Below are 16157 nucleotides of genomic sequence, written 5' to 3'. Positions count from 1 at the left end.
GTGCCTCAGCGGTGGCGGTTGATGGCGTCGCGGGTCTCGCGCGCCACGCGGGCGGCAGCCTCGGCGAAATCGGCGCCGCCGCTGGCGTAGAGGATGGCCCGCGAGCTGCTGATGACGAGCCCGGTGCGGTCGGCGTCGAGGCCGTGCTTCAGCACCGCCCCGACATCGCCGCCCTGGGCGCCGATGCCGGGCACCAGCAGGGGCACCGCGCCGCCGACGATGGCGCGCACCTCGCCCAGCTGTTCCGGCCAGGTGGCGCCGACGACCAGGGCGAGATTGCCGTTCGCGTTCCAGTCGCGCGCGGCCTTTTCGGCCACGTGCTGGTAGAGCGGGCGGCTCGTGCCGTCGGCACCGGCCACCGGCAGGTCCTGCAGGTCGGCCGCCCCCGGGTTCGAGGTGCGGCAGAGCACCACCACGCCGCGGTCGGCGCGTTCGAGGTAGGGCGCCAGCGAATCGCCGCCGAGGTAGGGGTTGGCCGTGACCGCGTCGGCGCGGAAGCGGTCGAAGGCCTCGCGGGCGTAGTTCAGGGCCGTGCTGCCGATGTCGCCGCGCTTGGCATCGAGGATCACCGGGATGCCGGGATGCGCGGCATGGATGTGGGCGATGAGCCGCGCCAGCGCATCCTCCGCCCCCTGCGCGGCGAAGTGGGCGATCTGCGGCTTGAAGGCGCAGGCGTACTCGGCCGTCGCATCCACGATCGCCCTGCCGAAGGCGAAGACCCGGTCCGGGTCGTCGGCCAGCGGGGCGGGGTAGCGCCCCGGTTCCGGGTCGATGCCGACGCACAGCAGGGAGCCGGAGGCAGCCCAGCGGCGCTTCAGCATGGAATGGAAGGTCATGGCCGGAGATCCTTGGGTGGAGGAAAGAGTGATGAAGCGAGCAGAGAGGAAGGAGTGGTTCTCGTGCTGTCCACTCGTTCCTCTCTCCTCTCCACTCGTTACTTCAAGGCCTTGAACCGGATGCGCTTCGGCTTGGCGCCCTCCTCGCCGAGGCGGCGCTTCTTGTCCTCCTCGTACTCGCGGTAGTTGCCCATGAAGAACTCCACGTGCGAGTCGCCCTCGAAGGCGAGGATGTGGGTGGCGATGCGGTCGAGGAACCAGCGGTCGTGCGAGATCACCATGGCGCAGCCGGGGAACTCCAGCAGCGCGTCTTCCAGCGCGCGCAGGGTTTCCACGTCGAGGTCGTTCGAGGGTTCGTCGAGCAGCAGCACGTTGCCGCCCTGCAGCAGGGTCTTGGCGAGATGCAGGCGCCCGCGCTCGCCGCCGGAGAGCGAGCCCACCATCTTCTGCTGGTCCTGGCCCTTGAAGTTGAAGCGGCCGATGTAGGCGCGCGACTGGATCTCGATGCCGTTGATGTTGAGGATGTCGGCGCCGCCCGAGACCTCCTGGAAGACGGTGTGGTTGCCCTCCAGCTTGTCGCGGCTCTGGTCGACGTAGGCCAGCTTCACCGTCGGGCCGATCAGGATCTCGCCTTTGTCGGGCGTTTCCTGCCCGGTGAGCATGCGGAACAGGGTGGACTTGCCGGCACCATTCGGACCGATGATGCCGACGATGGCGCCAGGCGGCACGATGAAGCTGAGGTCGTCGATCAGCAGGCGGTCGCCATAGCTCTTGCTGACGTTCCTGAACTCGATGACGTTGTTGCCCAGGCGCTCGCCCGGCGGGATGAAGATCTCGTTGGTCTCGTTGCGCTTCTGGTATTCCTGCGACTGCAGCTCTTCCAGGCGGGCGAGGCGGGCCTTGCCCTTGGTGCGCCCGCCCTTGGCGTTCTGCCGCGCCCACTCCAGCTCCTTTTGGATCGCCTTCTGCCGGGCCTTCTCCTGGTTCTCCTCCTGGCGCAGGCGTTCGTCCTTCTGCTGCAGCCACTCGGTGTAGTTGCCCTTCCACGGGATGCCGCGGCCGCGGTCGAGCTCGAGGATCCACTCGGCGGCGTTGTCGAGGAAGTAGCGGTCGTGGGTCACGGCCACCACGGTGCCGGGATAGCGCTGCAGGAACTGCTCCAGCCACTCCACCGACTCGGCGTCGAGGTGGTTGGTGGGTTCGTCGAGCAGCAGCATGTCGGGCTTCTGCAGCAGCAGGCGGCACAGCGCCACGCGGCGCTTCTCGCCGCCCGAAAGATGGGCGATCTTGGCATCCCAGGGCGGCAGGCGCAGGGCGTCGGCGGCTACTTCCAACTGCTGCTCTACCTGGTGGGCGTCGCCGGCGGCGAGGATCGCCTCGAGTCGCGCCTGCTCGGCGGCGAGCTTGTCGAAGTCGGCGTCCGGCTCGGCGTAGGCGGCGTAGACGGCATCGAGCTGGGCCTGGGCACTGAAGAGCTCGCCCAGGCCTTCCTCCACCGCCTGGCGCACGGTGTGTTCCGGGTTGAGCTTCGGTTCCTGCTCGAGGTAGCCCACCTTGATGCCGGGCTGCGGGCGGGCCTCGCCGACGAAATCGGTGTCCACGCCGGCCATGATCCGCAGCAGGCTCGACTTGCCGGCGCCGTTCAGGCCCAGCAGACCGATCTTCGCGCCGGGGAAGAAGGACAGCGAGATGTCCTTGAGGATCTGGCGCTTGGGCGGAACGGTCTTGCTGACACCGTTCATGGTGTAGATGTACTGCATGCTTCACTCCATTCAGACGCGCCCGGCCGCGGCGGCGCCGGCGGCGGGAGGGGGCATTCGGGGACCCGTCGAGTATACCGGACGGGCCCGGCCGCCCCGCGGCGCGGCGGGGGAGGGCTCCGGCGGCTGAATGGCGGCAGCCGGCCGGCCGCGTGGCCAGAGACGATTCAGGCAGGACGCGGGATGCTCGGGCCACGTCCCACCGGAGCCCACTGCCATGCGTACCGGACTGCTGACCTCCTCCCTCGCCGCCTTCGTGGCCGCTGGCGCGCTTGCGCTCGGCCAGCCCGTCGAGGCCCGCGACGACGGCCGCCGCCACCATGAGCGTGGCCACTCGGTGCAGCATCACGGCTGGAGTGACCGCGACTACCGCCAGGGTTACCGCGACGGCCGGCGGGATGCCCGCCGCGACCATCGCCGCGACGGCCACCCCGGCCGCGGCTATGGCCCGCCACCGCGGGTGGTCTATCACGCCCCGCCGCCGGTGGTGATCCACGTGCCGCCGCCGCGGGTGGTCTATGCCCCGGTCTATCGCACGCCACCGCGCTGGCAGCGTGGCTACCGCATCCACGACTACCACTGGGCGCCCACCTATGTCGTGGTCGATTACCACCGCTACGGCCTGCGCCACCCGCCGCACGGCCACCACTGGCGCCGCGACGAGCGCGGCAACTGGCTGCTGGTGGCGATTGCCACCGGCATCGTGGTGGACGCCATCCTCAACGGCTGACGCGCTGCGCAGGCCCGGGCGACCGGGCCGGGGCGGGCCGGCATCCCCAAGGGAGGCAGGGCGGGCGGCTACACTAGGGCCTCCCGCCCCTTTCCTTGCCGAGGCCCGAGCCCGATGTTCCCGAGCAGCATGCGCATCGCCGATTACGACACCGAACTGGCCGCGGCCATCGCCGCCGAGCGCCAGCGCCAGGAAGACCATGTCGAGCTGATCGCCTCGGAGAACTACGCCAGCCCGCGCGTCATGGAGGCGCAGGGCTCGGTGCTGACCAACAAGTACGCGGAAGGCTACCCGGGCAAGCGCTACTACGGCGGCTGCGAGCACGTCGACGTGGCCGAGCGGCTGGCCATCGAGCGCTGCAAGGCCCTGTTCGGCGCCGACTACGCCAACGTGCAGCCGCATTCGGGCTCGCAGGCCAACCAGGGCGTGTTCTTCGCCCTGCTGCAGCCGGGCGACACCATCCTCGGCATGAGCCTCGCCCACGGCGGCCACCTCACCCACGGCGCCAAGGTGAATGCCTCGGGCAAGCTCTTCAATGCCGTGCAGTACGGCGTCAACGAGCAGGGCCTCGTGGACATGGACGAGGTCGAGCGCCTCGCCCTCGAGCACCGGCCGAAGATGCTCATCGCCGGCTTCTCGGCCTACTCGCAGATCATGGACTGGGCACGCTTCCGCGCCATCGCCGACAGGGTGGGCGCCTACCTGTTCGTCGACATGGCGCACATCGCCGGCCTCGTCGCCGCAGGCGTCTACCCGAACCCGCTGCCGCACGCGCACGTGGTCACCAGCACCACCCACAAGACCCTGCGCGGCCCGCGCGGCGGCATCATCGTGATGAGCAAGGCCGGCGCCGGCGAGAAGGCCGAGGAAATCGAGAAGAAGCTGCAGAGCATCGTCTTCCCGGGCATCCAGGGCGGCCCGCTGATGCATGTCATCGCCGCCAAGGCCGTGGCCTTCAAGGAGGCGCTCGAGCCGGCCTTCAGGACCTACCAGCAGCAGGTGGTGAAGAATGCCAAGGCCATGGCGGGCGCCCTCATGGCCCGCGGCTACAAGATCGTCTCTGGCGGCACCGAGAACCACCTGATGCTGGTCGATCTGATCGGCCGCGAGGTCTCGGGCAAGGATGCCGAGGCCGCGCTCGGCTCGGCCCACATCACGGTGAACAAGAACGCCGTGCCGAACGACCCGCGCTCGCCCTTCATCACCTCGGGCCTGCGCATCGGCACTCCGGCCATCACCACCCGCGGCTATACCGAGGCCGACTGCATCGAGCTTGCGAACTGGATCGCCGACGTGCTCGATGCCCCGGCCGATGAGGCGGTCATCGCCCGGGTGCGCGCGGCGGTGACCGCGCAGTGCCGCAAGTACCCGGTCTACGGCTGAGCCGCTGACGGATGCACTGCCCCTTCTGCCCGCACGAGGACAGCCGCGTGATCGACTCGCGCGTGGCCGAGGACGGCAGCAGCATCCGCCGCCGCCGCGAGTGCCCGGCCTGCGGCGAGCGCTTCTCCACCGTCGAGCAGGTGGAGTGGCGCCTGCCCGCGGTGGTGAAGAGCGATGGCCGGCGCGAGCCTTTCGACGAGCGCAAGCTGCGCGCCAGCTTCGACAAGGCCCTGCAGAAGCGGCCGGTGCCGGCCGAGCGGATCGATGCCGCGGTACGCGCGGTGGTGAACGAACTGCGCAAGAGCGGCGAGCGCGAGCTGCCCTCGCGGCGCATCGGCGAGCACGTGATGGACCAGCTAAAGCCGCTCGACCAGGTGGCCTATGTGCGCTTCGCCTCGGTGTACCGCAGTTTCGGCGACGTGCAGGATTTTCGCGAGGAGATCGAGAAGCTGGAGCGCGACCTGCCGGCGGCCCAGACCCTCGAACTGCCGTTTTCCGATCCCATGCCGAAGCCGGGCCGGACGCGGAAGTGATGGCCATCGCCCCGGCGTTCAGCGAGATCGACCACCGCCACATGGCCGAGGCCCTGCGCCTCGCGGCCACCGGCGAGTTCACCACCAGGCCGAACCCGATGGTGGGCTGCGTGCTCGCCCACGGCGCCGAGGTGGTAGGGCGCGGTGCCCATAAGCGCGCTGGCGGCCCGCATGCCGAGGTCTTCGCCCTGCGTGAGGCGGGGAGCCGGGCGGCCGGGGCCACGGCCTATGTCACCCTGGAGCCCTGCGCCCATTTCGGCCGCACCCCGCCCTGTGCCGATGCCCTGGTGGCGGCCGGCGTGACCCGGGTGGTGGCGGCCATCCGCGACCCGTTCCATGCCGTGGCCGGGCGCGGGTTCACCGCCCTGCAGGCCGCCGGCATCACGGTGGAGCAGGGCCTGCTGGCCGACGAGGCCGAGTGGCTCAACCGCGGCTTTCTGATGCGCGCCCGCCATGGCCGGCCCTGGGTGCGGGTGAAGCTGGCGATGAGCCTGGATGGCCGCACGGCGCTCGCCAGCGGCGAATCGAAGTGGATCACCGGCGAGGCGGCGCGCGCCGATGTGCAGCGCTGGCGGGCCAGGGCCTCGGCCATCCTCACCGGCCTTGGCACCGTGCTGGCCGACGACCCCCGGCTCACCGCCCGGCTGCCCGAGGGCGTGGAGTGCGTGCCGCCGATGCGCGTGGTGCTCGACCATCACGGCGCCCTGCCACGTGCCTGCCGTCTACTCGATGGCGAGGCGCCCACCCTGGTGGCGCATGCCGACGACATCGTCCCGGACTACGGTCCCACGGTGGAGGGCTTCGCCGTGCCCCGGCTCGGCGGCCACCTCGACCTCGAGGCGGTGCTGGCCCAGCTCGCCATCCGGCAGGTGAACGAGGTACAGGTGGAGGCCGGCGCCACCCTGGCCGGGGCCTTCCTGCGCGCCGGCCTGGTCGACGAGCTCCTGCTCTACGTGGCGCCGGTGCTGCTCGGCGACCGCGGCCGGCCGCTGTTCGGCGGCCTTGGCATCGAGCGCATGGCCGAGCGCATCGGCTTCGAAACCGTGGACCTGCACGCCTTCCCCGACGGCGACCTGCGGCTCTGCCTGCGGCCGCGGGGCTGAGGCATGGGGCGCGGGCCCGTGGGCGCCCGCGCCCGCTGCAACGGCGCGTTGTCCCGGCCGCGACGCCCGCCCCGGGCAGGCTCCCTATAATCGCGGGCTTCCCGAACCGGACCCCGCGATGTTCACCGGACTCATCCAGGCCGTCGGCCGCCTCGTCGCCCGCGAGTCGCTCGGCGGCGACCAGCGACTGCGTTTCACCGTGGGGGGCTTGCCCTTCGCCGATGTCGAGCTCGGCGAATCGATCGCCTGCAATGGCGTCTGCCTCACCGTGGTGGCCTTCGATGCCGCGGCCCCGGACGGGGCCTGGTTCGATGCCGACGTCTCCACCGAGACCCTGGCCCTCACCACCCTCGGCAGCCTGCCCGTGGGCGCGGCGGTGAATCTCGAGCGGGCGTTGCGGGTGGGCGACCGCCTCGGCGGCCACCTCGTCAGCGGCCATGTCGACGGCATCGGCCTCGTCGAGTCGGTGGAGGCCGACGCCCGGGGCCAGCGCTGGCGCTTCCGCGCGCCCAAGGCCCTGCTGCGCTTCATCGCCGCCAAGGGCTCGGTGGCGGTGGACGGCACCTCGCTGACGGTGAACGCCGCCGATGGCGAGGGCTTCGAGGTGATGCTGGTGCCGCACACCCTGGCGCACACCGGCTTCGGCGGCATGGCCGTGGGCACCCCGGTCAACCTCGAGGTGGACACGGTGGCGCGCTACGTGGCGCGGTTGCAGGAAACGGAGGGCTGGGCATGAGCTTCGCCCCGATTCCCGAGATCCTCGAGGACCTGCGCGCCGGCAGGATGGTGGTCATCGTCGACGACGAGGACCGCGAGAACGAAGGCGACCTCATCATGGCCGCCGAGCTGGTGCGGCCTTCCGACATCAACTTCATGGTCACGCACGCGCGTGGCCTCGTCTGCCTCTCGCTGACCCGCGAGCGCTGCCGCCAGCTGGGCCTGGGGCCGATGGTGAGCAGCAACACCTCGCCGCACCACACCAACTTCACGGTCAGCATCGAGGCCGCGGAGGGCGTGACCACCGGCATCAGCGCCTACGACCGCGCCCACACCATCCGCACCGCGGTGCGTCCCGATGCCCGGCCCGAGCACCTCTCGCAGCCCGGGCACATCTTCCCGCTGATGGCCCAGCCAGGCGGCGTGCTGACGCGCGCCGGCCATACCGAGGCGGCCTGCGACCTCGCCCTGCTGGCGGGCCTGGAGCCGGCCGGCGTGCTGGTGGAGATCCTCAATCCCGATGGCTCGATGGCGCGCCGCCCCGAGCTGGAGGTGTTCGCCCGCGAGCACGGCCTCAAGATCGGCTCGATCGAGGACCTGATCCGCTACCGCCTCGCCACCGAGCACACCGTCGAGCGGGTGGACGAGCGCCCGATCGAGACGGCGCACGGCCCGTTCCGCCTGCTCACCTACCGCGACCGGCTGAGCCGCGAGCTGCACTTTGCCCTGGTGCGCGGCAGCCCTTCGGGCGAGCGCCCGACCCTGGTGCGGGTACACGTGAAGAACGTGCTGGCCGACGTGCTGCAGTGGCAGCGCCCGGACTTCGGCGGTTCGGCCTCTGATGCCCTGGCGCGGATCGCCGCCGAAGGCGAGGGGGTGCTGGTGGTGCTGGCCGATGCCGTGGGGCCGGACGCCCTGCTGGCGCGCATCACCGAGCAGCCCGAGGCCCCGGCCGGCCGGGTGCAGGAGTGGCGGCGCAATGGCGCCGGTTCGCAGATCCTCGCCGACCTCGGCCTGCGCCACCTGCGGGTGCTGGGCACGCCGCGCAAGCAGATCGGGCTCGGCGGCTACGGCCTCGACGTGCTCGAGTACCTGCCCCTGCGCTGAGCCGGGCGGGGGGACGGCCGAGGGCGTACACTGTCGGGCCGTTTTCCCTGCCACGACGCCATGCCCCGATTCGAAGGCGACCTCCGGCCCCGCCCCACGGGCCAGTACGCCATCGTCGCCAGCCGCTGGAACCCGAAGATCACCGATGCCCTCGTCGAGGGCGCGCGCCAGGCCCTGCTCGCCCACGGGGTGGAGGAGGGACGGGTCGAGGTGGTGCGGGTGCCCGGGGCCTGGGAGATTCCGCCGGTGGCCGCGGCCATTGCCGCCAGCGGCCGGGCCGCGGCGATCATCGCCCTGGGCTGCGTGGTGCGCGGGGATACCCGGCACTACGAGCAGGTGGCCGATGGCTGCAGCCAGGCCCTGATGCGGCTGCAGCTCGATTTCCGTCTGCCGGTGGCCAACGGCGTGCTGGCGGTGGAGACCTATGCCGATGCCGAGGCCCGCGCCGGCGGCCGCATGGGCAACAAGGGCGAGGAGGCGGCGCTGGCCGCCCTCGAGACGAGCGATCTTTTGACGCACTGGCAGAAGACCCACGAATGAAGCCGATCCGCACCGATGGCATCGATCCTGCCGCACGCTCCCGTGCGCGCCGCCGCGCCCTGCAGGCCCTGTACGCCTGGCAGATGGCGGGCACCTCGATCCCGCAGGTCCTGCAGCAGTTCCAGCACGAGCAGGACATGGAAGTGGCCGATCTGGAGTACTTCGAGGCCCTGGTGAAGGGCGTGGCCGAGCACCGGGCCCTGCTCGACGAGCGGCTTGCCGCCTTCCTCGACCGGCCGATCGAGCAGGTCGATCCGATCGAGCGCGCGGTGCTGCGCATCGCCGCCTTCGAACTGCTGCACCGCCTCGACGTGCCTTACCGGGTGGTGCTCAACGAGGCCATCGAGACCGCCAAGCGCTTTGGCGCCGAGCATGGCCACACCTACGTCAATGGCGTGCTCGACCGCGCCGCCGCCGCCTTCAGGCCGGCCGAGGCCGGGGCCGGCCGGCGCTGACGCCGCGCCATGCCCGAGTTCAGCCTGATCGAGGCCTTCCGCCGCCGTGCCCTGGCGCGCGAGGACGTGCCGCTCGGCATCGGCGACGATGCCGCCCTGTTCGACCCGCCGGCGGGCGAGCGCCTGGCCCTCGCCGTCGATACCCTGGTGGAGGGCGTGCACTTCAACCGCGGCCTGCCACCCGCCTCGATCGGCTGGAAGGCGCTGGCGGTGAACCTGTCCGACCTCGCCGCCATGGGCGCCACCCCGGCCCTGGCCCTGCTGGCCCTCACCCTGCCCGCCGAGGACCCCCGGTTCGTCGAGGAACTGGCCACCGGCTTTGCCGCCCTGGCCGACAGCCATCGCGTGGCCCTGGCCGGCGGCGATACCACCCGGGGGCCGCTTGCGCTGAGCGTCACCGTGGTCGGCCATGTGCCGAAGGACCTCGCCCTGCGCCGCAGCGGCGCGCGGCCGGGCGACGATGTCTGGGTGAGCGGCAGCCTCGGCGATGCCGCCGGGGCCCTGGCCCTGTGGAAGGCCGGCACGCCGATGCTGCGGGTCGGACCGCTGCGCCAGCGCCTCGACCGGCCGACGCCGCGGCTCGGCGCCGGGCAGGCCCTGCGCGGACTGGCCACCGCCTGCATCGACATCAGCGATGGCTTCCTTGCCGATCTCGGCCATCTGCTGGCCGCGAGCGGTGTCGGCGCGGAGGTGGAGGTCGAGGCCCTGCCGGCCTCCACCGACCTGCGCGAGGCCTTCCCCGACCCCGTCGCCCGCCGCGCCCTGCAGCTCAGCGGCGGCGACGACTACGAGCTGTGCTTCACCGCTCCGCCGAGCGAGCGTGCGGCGGTGGAGCGGCTCTCCGGCCGGCTTGCCCTGCCGCTTTCCCGGGTGGGACGCATCACCGCCGGGGCCAGCCTGCGGCTGCTCGATGCCGACGGCCTGCCCCTGCCGCTGCCGGAGCGCCGCGGCTACGTGCACTTCGCCGAGGACGGCGCGTGAGCCTGCTTCCCGCGGGCACGCGCCGGCGGCTGATGCGCGATCCGCGCGGCTGGCTCGCCGCCGGCTTCGGCGCCGGCTTCTCGCCGCGCATGCCGGGCACCATGGGCTCGCTGGCGGCCATCCTGCCCTGGTGGGGCTGGCTGCACGCCCTGCCACCGGCCGACTACGCCGGCTTCCTGCTGCTCGCCTTCGTGGTCGGCGTGCTCTCGGCGAACTGGGTGATCCGCCAGTGCCGGGTCGAGGACCCCTCGCTGGTGGTCTGGGACGAGTACCTCGGCATGTGGGTCGCGCTCTGGATGCTGCCGCGGGAATGGCCCTGGGTGCTGCTGGCCTTCGTCCTGTTCCGCCTGTTCGACATCTGGAAGCCCTGGCCGGTGCGCTGGGCCGACCGCCGCCTGAAGGGCGGCTTCGGCACCATGGTGGACGACCTGCTGGCGGGCCTGATGGCGCTGGCGGTGGTGCAGGGCCTGCTCGCCGCCTGGCCCCTGCTTGCGGTCCGCTGAGGCCTTCAGCCGAGGTCGTCGAGGGTGAAGGCGGCGCGCCGCCAGTCGGCCCTGCCGCCGCCATCGAAGCCCACCACGTCGAACCGGCAGTCACGCCCGGCATGCCGGGGATGCCGCTGCAGGAAGGCGCTGGCGGCGAGCGCGCAGCGGCGGGCCTTGCCCCGGTCGATGCTGGCGAGCGCGCCGCCGAAGGCCGCGTTGCCGCGCCGCCGCACCTCGACGAAGACCAGCACCTCGCCGTCGAGCATCACCAGGTCGAGCTCGCCCACCTTGTAGCGCACGTTGCGCGCCAGCGGGCGCAGGCCCTGCGCCATGAGCAGGGCGAGGGCGGCCGCTTCGGCGGCATCGCCCACCCGTTGGGCAGCGGTGCGGGGGGCTTGCGCGTCCATGCGCCCGGGCTCCGGTTCAGGGCGTGCCGGATGCCGGTTCCACCGGTAGCAGGGCGCCATCGGCGGCGCGGCGGGTCAGGCCGCCGCTGAACTCGGCCCAGGCCGGGCGGCGTTCGATCACTCCGGCGGCATCGAGGCCCAGTTCGCCCGTGGCCCCACGCAGCACCGCGCCGCCCTGCAGGGCCTCGAGATGGGTGGCTACCTTCCAGGCGTCGTATCCGAAGGCGAACAGGCGCGCCGCGCCGCCGCGCGCGCTGGGCAGGCTACGGGCCACGGCCTCGGCCTCGCCCGGGCCCACGAGATCGCCGAGCAGCCAGGGCAGCTCGGGGTACTGCAGGCCGTCGAGCTCCCGGTCCAGCCGCGGGTCGGCACCCGACTGCACCAGCGAGGTGGCGACCACCGGCAGGGCGGCGAGGCCGGCGGCCTCGCGCTGTGGCATCAGGATGCGCACGGCGGGCGCGCGGGCGGCGATGAACAGGGCCTGGGCCTCGGCGGCGCGCGGCGCGAGCCGCCCCAGGGCCTCGGCGGCGGTGCCGCCCAGGGGGTCGATCGAGGCCTCGGCCAGCAGTTGCCCGCCTTCCGCCACGAAGCGTTCGCGGAAGCCGGCCAGCCCGCGCTGGGCGCTGTCATCGGCCTCGACGATGGCGAGCACGCGGCGGATGCCGCGTTCGAGCAGGCGCTGGGCCACGGCGGCCCCCTCGTCTTCCGGGGCGAGGGCGAAGCTGGCCCCGCCCGGACCGCCGAGCGGGGTGCGGTTGAGCGCCACCCAGCCGAGTCCATCGGCAGGGAGGGCGGCGAGCGCCGCCACTTCCTCGCGGCCGAGCGGGCCGAGCACCCGCTCGGCGCCCTGTTCCACGGCCCGGGCCCGGGCCTGGCGTGCGCCCTCGGCACTGCCCCGGGTATCGAGGAAGAGCAGCTGGGGCCGTGGCCGCTGTTCCGCGTAGTAGGCGGCAAGCAGGCCGTCGCGCACGGCGGCGCCGGCCGCCGCGAGCTCACCGCTCATGGGCAGCAGCACGGCAATGCGCCGGGGCGGGGCGTAGCCATCGGCAAACGGCGGAATGGCCGGGGCCGGTGCGCTGGCGGGCCGCACCGCCTCGAGGCCGCGCCGCCGCAGTTCACGCTGCGCCAGCGGCAGCAGGGCATCGTCGGCGGCAAGGAAACCCGCCTGCCGCGACAGGGCCGCGTCCGGCACGGCCTTGAGCTGGCGCTCGGCATCGCGCAGGGCGCGGGCGCGGGCTTCGCCCTCGAGGTAGGCCGCGCGCTCCGCCAGCGCCGCGGCCATGCCGAAGCGGTCGCCGCTGGCCGCCAGCGCCCGGGCGCGCAGGCCGAGCCAGTCGGCGCGCCGCTCCCGCGGCACGGTCTGCGGGTCTTGCTGCAGCAGGGCCAGCGCCTCGGCGCCGCGGCCCTCGGCCAGGGCCAGCTCCGCCGCGAGCAGGTCGTAGCGCAGCTGCTCCGTGGCCTCGAGGCGCCGCCGCGGCAGTTCGGCCAGCGCGCCGCGTGCCGTGGCGAGGTCGCCGGCCTGCAGTGCGCGCTCCGCCCGTGCGAAGCGGTCGGCCGCCTCCTCGGGCCGCACGCCAGGAGCGCTGGCACAGGCCGCCAGGCCAAGGGCGAGGACGAGCGGCAGCAGGAGCGGGAAGGCGGGGCGTCGGGCCGGGCGGATCGCCATGCGGGATGTCTCGGGGGCTGGGGTCTGGAATGATACGTGCCGCCGGGAGGACACGATGTCGGAAATCGCCAGAGGAACGCTGTACGTCGTTGCCACGCCGATCGGCAATCTCGACGATCTCACGCCCCGCGCCCGTGGGGTGCTGGCGGCGGTGGATGCGATCGCCGCCGAGGACACCCGGAACACCGCGGTGCTGCTCTCGCAGTTCGGCCTGCGCACGCCGCTCGTGGCCGTGCACGACCACAACGAGGGCGGGGTGGCGGCCCGGCTGGTGGAACGCCTGCGGGGCGGCGAGGCCCTGGCCCTGGTTTCCGACGCCGGCACCCCGCTGGTTTCCGATCCCGGCTACCGGCTGGTGCGGGCGGTGCGCGAGGCCGGCCTGCCGGTGGTGCCGGTGCCCGGCGCCTGCGCCGCCATCACCGCGCTCAGCGTGGCCGGCATCCCCAGCGACCGGTTCTGCTTCGAAGGGTTCCTGCCGGCGAAGGCGGGCGCGCGCCGCGAGCGCCTCGCCACCCTCGCTGCCGAACCGCGCACCCTGGTGTTCTACGAGAGCGCGCACCGCATCGAAGCCATGCTGGTGGATGCCATCGCGGCCTTCGGCACCGGGCGCGAGGCCATGCTGGGCCGCGAGCTCACCAAGCGTTTCGAGACCCTGCTCGGGCCCACGCTGGGCGCGATCGCCGCGGCGGTGGCCGCCGATGCCAACCAGCGCAAGGGCGAGTTCGTTCTGGTGGTGCGCGGCAGCGAAGATGACGAGGCAGCCCAGCTCGCCGAAGGCCGGCGCCTGTATGCCGCACTTTCGGCGCATCTCAAGCCCTCGGTGGCGGCGAAGCTCGCCGCGGAGTTGAGCGGGGCGCCGCGCAAGGCGTTGTACGGCGGGGAGTGAGTGGGGCATTTCTCCGGGGAGCGCCTGCCTTCGCGGTGATTGCGCCCCCGTGCCGCTCAAACTCTGCGTCCAGCGCCGTATTCGCGGACGCTCGGCGTCGTGCCTCGCTCACGGGGGCGCACTCCCCGCGGGCGCGGCGCTCCGCGTGGCTGCGGCGAGCCGTGCTTTTCCCGACAGCACCGCGACGAACTTCCCGCGCCGCGCCCGTGCGGATGGCGGTCAGTGGGGAGAGGCCTAGGATGGCCTGCGTCGCCGAATATGGAGCCGGACGCGGAATCTGAGGCGCCCGCGACCGCCTTCCGCACGAGGCAGGCGCACTCCAGATGGAACCGTGCGCGGCCGGCAAGCGATCCAGCGGAACATGCCACACGCGCCAGCCGACCGCGCCGGTTCATCCGCCACCCCGCCGCGGCGCGTACACTGGCGGCGACGGAGTCGGCCAGGCAGTCGCGTCGGGAGCAATCCCGCCGAGGAAAGTCCGGGCTCCACAGGGCAGGGTGCCAGGTAACGCCTGGGCGGCGCGAGCCGACGGAAAGTGCAACAGAGAACAGACCGCCGAACGGCCCGCGAGGGTGCGTGGCAAGGGTGAAACGGTGGAGTAAGAGCCCACCGCTCGCGGGGCCAACGCCGCGGGGCACGGCAAACCCCACCCGGAGCAAGACCAAATAGGGGTGCGATGGGCCGGCCCGGCCTGCACCCGGGTAGGTTGCTTGAGCGCCACCGCGAGGTGTCGCCGAGAGGAATGGCTGCCAGCGGCCGCAAGGCCGCCTACAGAACCCGGCTTATCGGCCGGCTCCGTCACCTCCTCCCCCATTGTCCCCGGGGTTCGCCGGGCGGCGGACCCGTGCCCGCCCGGCCGCCGCTGCCCCCCTCCTCCCGGCCCGCCGTCGCCTTGCTGCTTCCCTGCCGCGCTCCGGCGGCCCGGTGGCCGTGCCGGGCCGGCTGCCACAGGCCAAGCGTCGGGCCGGTCACGTTTCCACTGAAAACAAGGCCTGTGGATAAATACTTAAAGTGATACTTGAAGTGTTGGCTAAGGCCTTGATGCGCCTAGCGAAATTGCCCGCAAAAAGTCATTGACACTCCCCCGTCACGGGCCTACCGTGGGCGCCTGAGGGAATTTCTGGTTTTTTGTGGGAGAAGGTGGGAGTCCACCGACGGGCATGTTCCAGGGCGAGACCGCCATCACGATCGACGACAAGGGCCGGCTGGCGATTCCCGTCGCCTTCCGCGAGATCGTCGCGCGTGAGTGCGGCAACCGTCTCGTGCTCACCTACAACCCCTTCGACCAAGGCTCGCTCTACCTCTATCCCGAAGCGGCCTGGCAGGCAGTGCGCGACCAGGTGGTGGCGCTCTCGCCCTTCGTGCCGGAACACCGCGTGCTGCAGCGCATGCTGGTGGGCGCGGCCACGCCGCTGGAGCCGGATTCCGCCGGGCGGGTGCTGCTTCCGGCCTCGATGCGGATGACCTCGGGCATCGAGAAGCGGGCGGTGCTCATGGGCATGGGCGGGCGGCTCGAGCTGTGGAGCGAGCAGGCCCACCTCGCGCAGATGCGGCAGACCATCGGCCAGGCGGGCATCAGCGCGGCGATGCAGGACCTGCGGTTGTAGCGGCGATGGCCAGCGCGTCCATCGCACCGACCCCGCGACACGTGCCGGTGCTTTGGGCGCCGGTACTGGAAGGCCTCGCCGTCAGGCCCGCGGGAACCTACCTCGATGGCACCTTCGGTCGCGGCGGCCACGCCCGCGGCATTCTCGAACGACTCGGCCCGGAGGGCCGCCTGCTGGTGATGGACAAGGACCCGGAAGCGATCCGTGAAGCCGAAGCCCTGGCGGCTGGCGATGCCCGCGTCCGGGTGCGCCATGCCAGCTTCGCCACGCTGGGCGAGTGGGGCGAGACGGCCGGCGGTCTCGATGGGGTGCTGTTCGATCTTGGCGTGTCCTCGCCGCAACTCGACGAGGCCGCGCGCGGCTTCAGCTTCCGCCTCGATGGCCCGCTCGACATGCGCATGGATCCGACGCGCGGCATCAGTGCGGCGGAGTTCGTGAACACCGCCAGCGAGGCCGAGATCGCCCGCGTGCTGTGGGAATACGGCGAGGAGCGGCAGAGCCGCCGCATCGCGCGTGCCATCGTCGCCCGCCGCGCCGAGCGACCCTTCGAGCGCACCGGCGATCTTGCCGACCTGATCGCCAGGCTGCTGGGCCGCGGCGATGGCAAGACCCATCCCGCCACCCGCAGCTTCCAGGCCATCCGCATCCACGTGAACGCCGAACTGGACGATCTCGTGGCCGGCCTCGAGGCCGCGGAGCGGGCGCTGAAGGTGGGCGGGCGGCTGGCGGTGATCAGCTTCCATTCGCTGGAGGACCGCATCACCAAGCAGTTCATCGCCGAGCGCGCCAAGGCGCCGCCGGCCAACCGCCGCAGCCCGGTGGTCGCGCCTTTCGTGCCGCGCCTGCGTGACGTGGGCGGCGCCATCAAGGCCGACGAGGCCGAGGTGGCGATCAATCCACGCGCCCGCAGTGCGGTGCTGCGGGTGGCCGAGAAGCTCGCCGTGGCAGGGGAGGGCGCATG

16 protein-coding genes, 1 other RNA gene and 1 pseudogene are annotated in these 16157 nt (G+C 72.4%); 14 read left to right on the top strand and 4 right to left on the bottom strand.

Translation table 11 applies throughout. The annotated features are described in order from the left end of the window. Positions 1 to 5: 5 nt before the first annotated feature. Positions 6 to 836, bottom strand: a complete 831-nt coding sequence (pyrF, locus tag G408_RS0105870; RefSeq protein WP_028770348.1) for an orotidine-5'-phosphate decarboxylase — start codon at positions 834 to 836, stop codon at positions 6 to 8. 98 nt (positions 837 to 934) lie between these two features. Further along, positions 935 to 2596: an energy-dependent translational throttle protein EttA gene (gene ettA, locus G408_RS0105865; RefSeq protein ID WP_028770347.1), complete on the bottom strand. Its 1662-nt coding sequence runs from the start codon at positions 2594 to 2596 to the stop codon at positions 935 to 937. Between the two features lie 217 nt (positions 2597 to 2813). On the opposite strand from ettA, the gene G408_RS0105860 reads away from it, so the two are divergent. From G408_RS0105860 to G408_RS0105815, 10 genes are all read left to right on the top strand, one after another. Continuing rightward, on the top strand, positions 2814 to 3326 hold the full coding sequence (locus G408_RS0105860) for an RcnB family protein (protein ID WP_028770346.1): 513 nt from the start codon (positions 2814 to 2816) through the stop codon (positions 3324 to 3326). Positions 3327 to 3440: 114 nt separating this feature from the next. Beyond that, complete coding sequence (glyA, locus tag G408_RS0105855; RefSeq protein ID WP_028770345.1) at positions 3441 to 4709, top strand: serine hydroxymethyltransferase; 1269 nt, start codon at positions 3441 to 3443, stop codon at positions 4707 to 4709. Positions 4710 to 4720: 11 nt separating this feature from the next. After that, entirely contained in the window at positions 4721 to 5242 is a 522-nt protein-coding gene (gene nrdR / locus G408_RS0105850; RefSeq protein ID WP_028770344.1) for a transcriptional regulator NrdR, read from the top strand. Further along, positions 5242 to 6345: a bifunctional diaminohydroxyphosphoribosylaminopyrimidine deaminase/5-amino-6-(5-phosphoribosylamino)uracil reductase RibD gene (gene ribD, locus G408_RS0105845; protein ID WP_028770343.1), complete on the top strand. Its 1104-nt coding sequence runs from the start codon at positions 5242 to 5244 to the stop codon at positions 6343 to 6345. Before nrdR ends, ribD begins: the two co-directional genes overlap by 1 nt. 118 nt (positions 6346 to 6463) lie before the next feature. Beyond that, positions 6464 to 7081 (top strand): riboflavin synthase, encoded by a 618-nt coding sequence (locus G408_RS0105840; protein WP_028770342.1) that lies wholly within the window; start codon positions 6464 to 6466, stop codon positions 7079 to 7081. After that, positions 7078 to 8169, top strand: a complete 1092-nt coding sequence (ribB, locus tag G408_RS0105835; RefSeq protein ID WP_028770341.1) for a 3,4-dihydroxy-2-butanone-4-phosphate synthase — start codon at positions 7078 to 7080, stop codon at positions 8167 to 8169. The genes G408_RS0105840 and ribB overlap by 4 nt, the downstream gene beginning before the upstream one ends. Positions 8170 to 8229: 60 nt before the next feature. Next, entirely contained in the window at positions 8230 to 8709 is a 480-nt protein-coding gene (gene ribH, locus G408_RS0105830) for a 6,7-dimethyl-8-ribityllumazine synthase (RefSeq protein WP_028770340.1), read from the top strand. Then, positions 8706 to 9164: a transcription antitermination factor NusB gene (nusB, locus tag G408_RS0105825; protein WP_028770339.1), complete on the top strand. Its 459-nt coding sequence runs from the start codon at positions 8706 to 8708 to the stop codon at positions 9162 to 9164. The genes ribH and nusB overlap by 4 nt, the downstream gene beginning before the upstream one ends. A gap of 9 nt (positions 9165 to 9173) precedes the next feature. Then, on the top strand, positions 9174 to 10145 hold the full coding sequence (thiL, locus tag G408_RS0105820) for a thiamine-phosphate kinase (protein WP_028770338.1): 972 nt from the start codon (positions 9174 to 9176) through the stop codon (positions 10143 to 10145). Continuing rightward, positions 10142 to 10648, top strand: coding sequence for a phosphatidylglycerophosphatase A family protein (locus G408_RS0105815; protein WP_245584269.1), 507 nt, complete (start codon positions 10142 to 10144; stop codon positions 10646 to 10648). The genes thiL and G408_RS0105815 overlap by 4 nt, the downstream gene beginning before the upstream one ends. Positions 10649 to 10653: 5 nt before the next feature. Here the strand turns inward: G408_RS0105815 and G408_RS0105810 are convergent, their stop codons facing one another. Beyond that, entirely contained in the window at positions 10654 to 11037 is a 384-nt protein-coding gene (locus G408_RS0105810) for a YraN family protein (protein WP_037412486.1), read from the bottom strand. A 16-nt stretch (positions 11038 to 11053) separates the two neighbouring features. Beyond that, positions 11054 to 12703: a penicillin-binding protein activator gene (locus tag G408_RS13370; RefSeq protein ID WP_051282662.1), complete on the bottom strand. Its 1650-nt coding sequence runs from the start codon at positions 12701 to 12703 to the stop codon at positions 11054 to 11056. A 55-nt stretch (positions 12704 to 12758) separates the two neighbouring features. On the opposite strand from G408_RS13370, the gene rsmI reads away from it, so the two are divergent. The 4 genes and pseudogenes from rsmI to rsmH form a co-directional block, all read left to right on the top strand. Then, positions 12759 to 13589: a 16S rRNA (cytidine(1402)-2'-O)-methyltransferase gene (gene rsmI / locus G408_RS0105800; protein WP_037412483.1), complete on the top strand. Its 831-nt coding sequence runs from the start codon at positions 12759 to 12761 to the stop codon at positions 13587 to 13589. 431 nt (positions 13590 to 14020) lie between these two features. Next, an RNA gene (rnpB, locus tag G408_RS14745) (RNase P RNA component class A) lies at positions 14021 to 14390 on the top strand. Positions 14391 to 14749: 359 nt separating this feature from the next. After that, entirely contained in the window at positions 14750 to 15196 is a 447-nt protein-coding gene (mraZ, locus tag G408_RS0105795; protein WP_028770334.1) for a division/cell wall cluster transcriptional repressor MraZ, read from the top strand. Positions 15197 to 15201: 5 nt separating this feature from the next. Beyond that, a pseudogene (rsmH, locus tag G408_RS13365) lies at positions 15202 to 16140 on the top strand (16S rRNA (cytosine(1402)-N(4))-methyltransferase RsmH); the annotation flags it as partial. Between the last annotated feature and the right edge of the window lie 17 nt (positions 16141 to 16157).

It is taken from the genome of Silanimonas lenta DSM 16282 (assembly GCF_000429065.1).
Taxonomy (GTDB): Bacteria; Pseudomonadota; Gammaproteobacteria; order Xanthomonadales; family Xanthomonadaceae; genus Silanimonas; species Silanimonas lenta.
This window is presented reverse-complemented; position numbering and strand designations above follow the sequence as displayed.

Coding starts and splice junctions, on each gene's coding strand:
- pyrF (WP_028770348.1), bottom strand. CDS start 836: ATGACCTTCCATTCCATGCTGAAGCGCCGCTGGGCTGCCTCCGGCTCC.
- ettA (WP_028770347.1), bottom strand. CDS start 2,596: ATGCAGTACATCTACACCATGAACGGTGTCAGCAAGACCGTTCCGCCC.
- G408_RS0105860 (WP_028770346.1), top strand. CDS start 2,814: ATGCGTACCGGACTGCTGACCTCCTCCCTCGCCGCCTTCGTGGCCGCT.
- glyA (WP_028770345.1), top strand. CDS start 3,441: ATGTTCCCGAGCAGCATGCGCATCGCCGATTACGACACCGAACTGGCC.
- nrdR (WP_028770344.1), top strand. CDS start 4,721: ATGCACTGCCCCTTCTGCCCGCACGAGGACAGCCGCGTGATCGACTCG.
- ribD (WP_028770343.1), top strand. CDS start 5,242: ATGGCCATCGCCCCGGCGTTCAGCGAGATCGACCACCGCCACATGGCC.
- G408_RS0105840 (WP_028770342.1), top strand. CDS start 6,464: ATGTTCACCGGACTCATCCAGGCCGTCGGCCGCCTCGTCGCCCGCGAG.
- ribB (WP_028770341.1), top strand. CDS start 7,078: ATGAGCTTCGCCCCGATTCCCGAGATCCTCGAGGACCTGCGCGCCGGC.
- ribH (WP_028770340.1), top strand. CDS start 8,230: ATGCCCCGATTCGAAGGCGACCTCCGGCCCCGCCCCACGGGCCAGTAC.
- nusB (WP_028770339.1), top strand. CDS start 8,706: ATGAAGCCGATCCGCACCGATGGCATCGATCCTGCCGCACGCTCCCGT.
- thiL (WP_028770338.1), top strand. CDS start 9,174: ATGCCCGAGTTCAGCCTGATCGAGGCCTTCCGCCGCCGTGCCCTGGCG.
- G408_RS0105810 (WP_037412486.1), bottom strand. CDS start 11,037: ATGGACGCGCAAGCCCCCCGCACCGCTGCCCAACGGGTGGGCGATGCC.
- G408_RS13370 (WP_051282662.1), bottom strand. CDS start 12,703: ATGGCGATCCGCCCGGCCCGACGCCCCGCCTTCCCGCTCCTGCTGCCG.
- rsmI (WP_037412483.1), top strand. CDS start 12,759: ATGTCGGAAATCGCCAGAGGAACGCTGTACGTCGTTGCCACGCCGATC.
- mraZ (WP_028770334.1), top strand. CDS start 14,750: ATGTTCCAGGGCGAGACCGCCATCACGATCGACGACAAGGGCCGGCTG.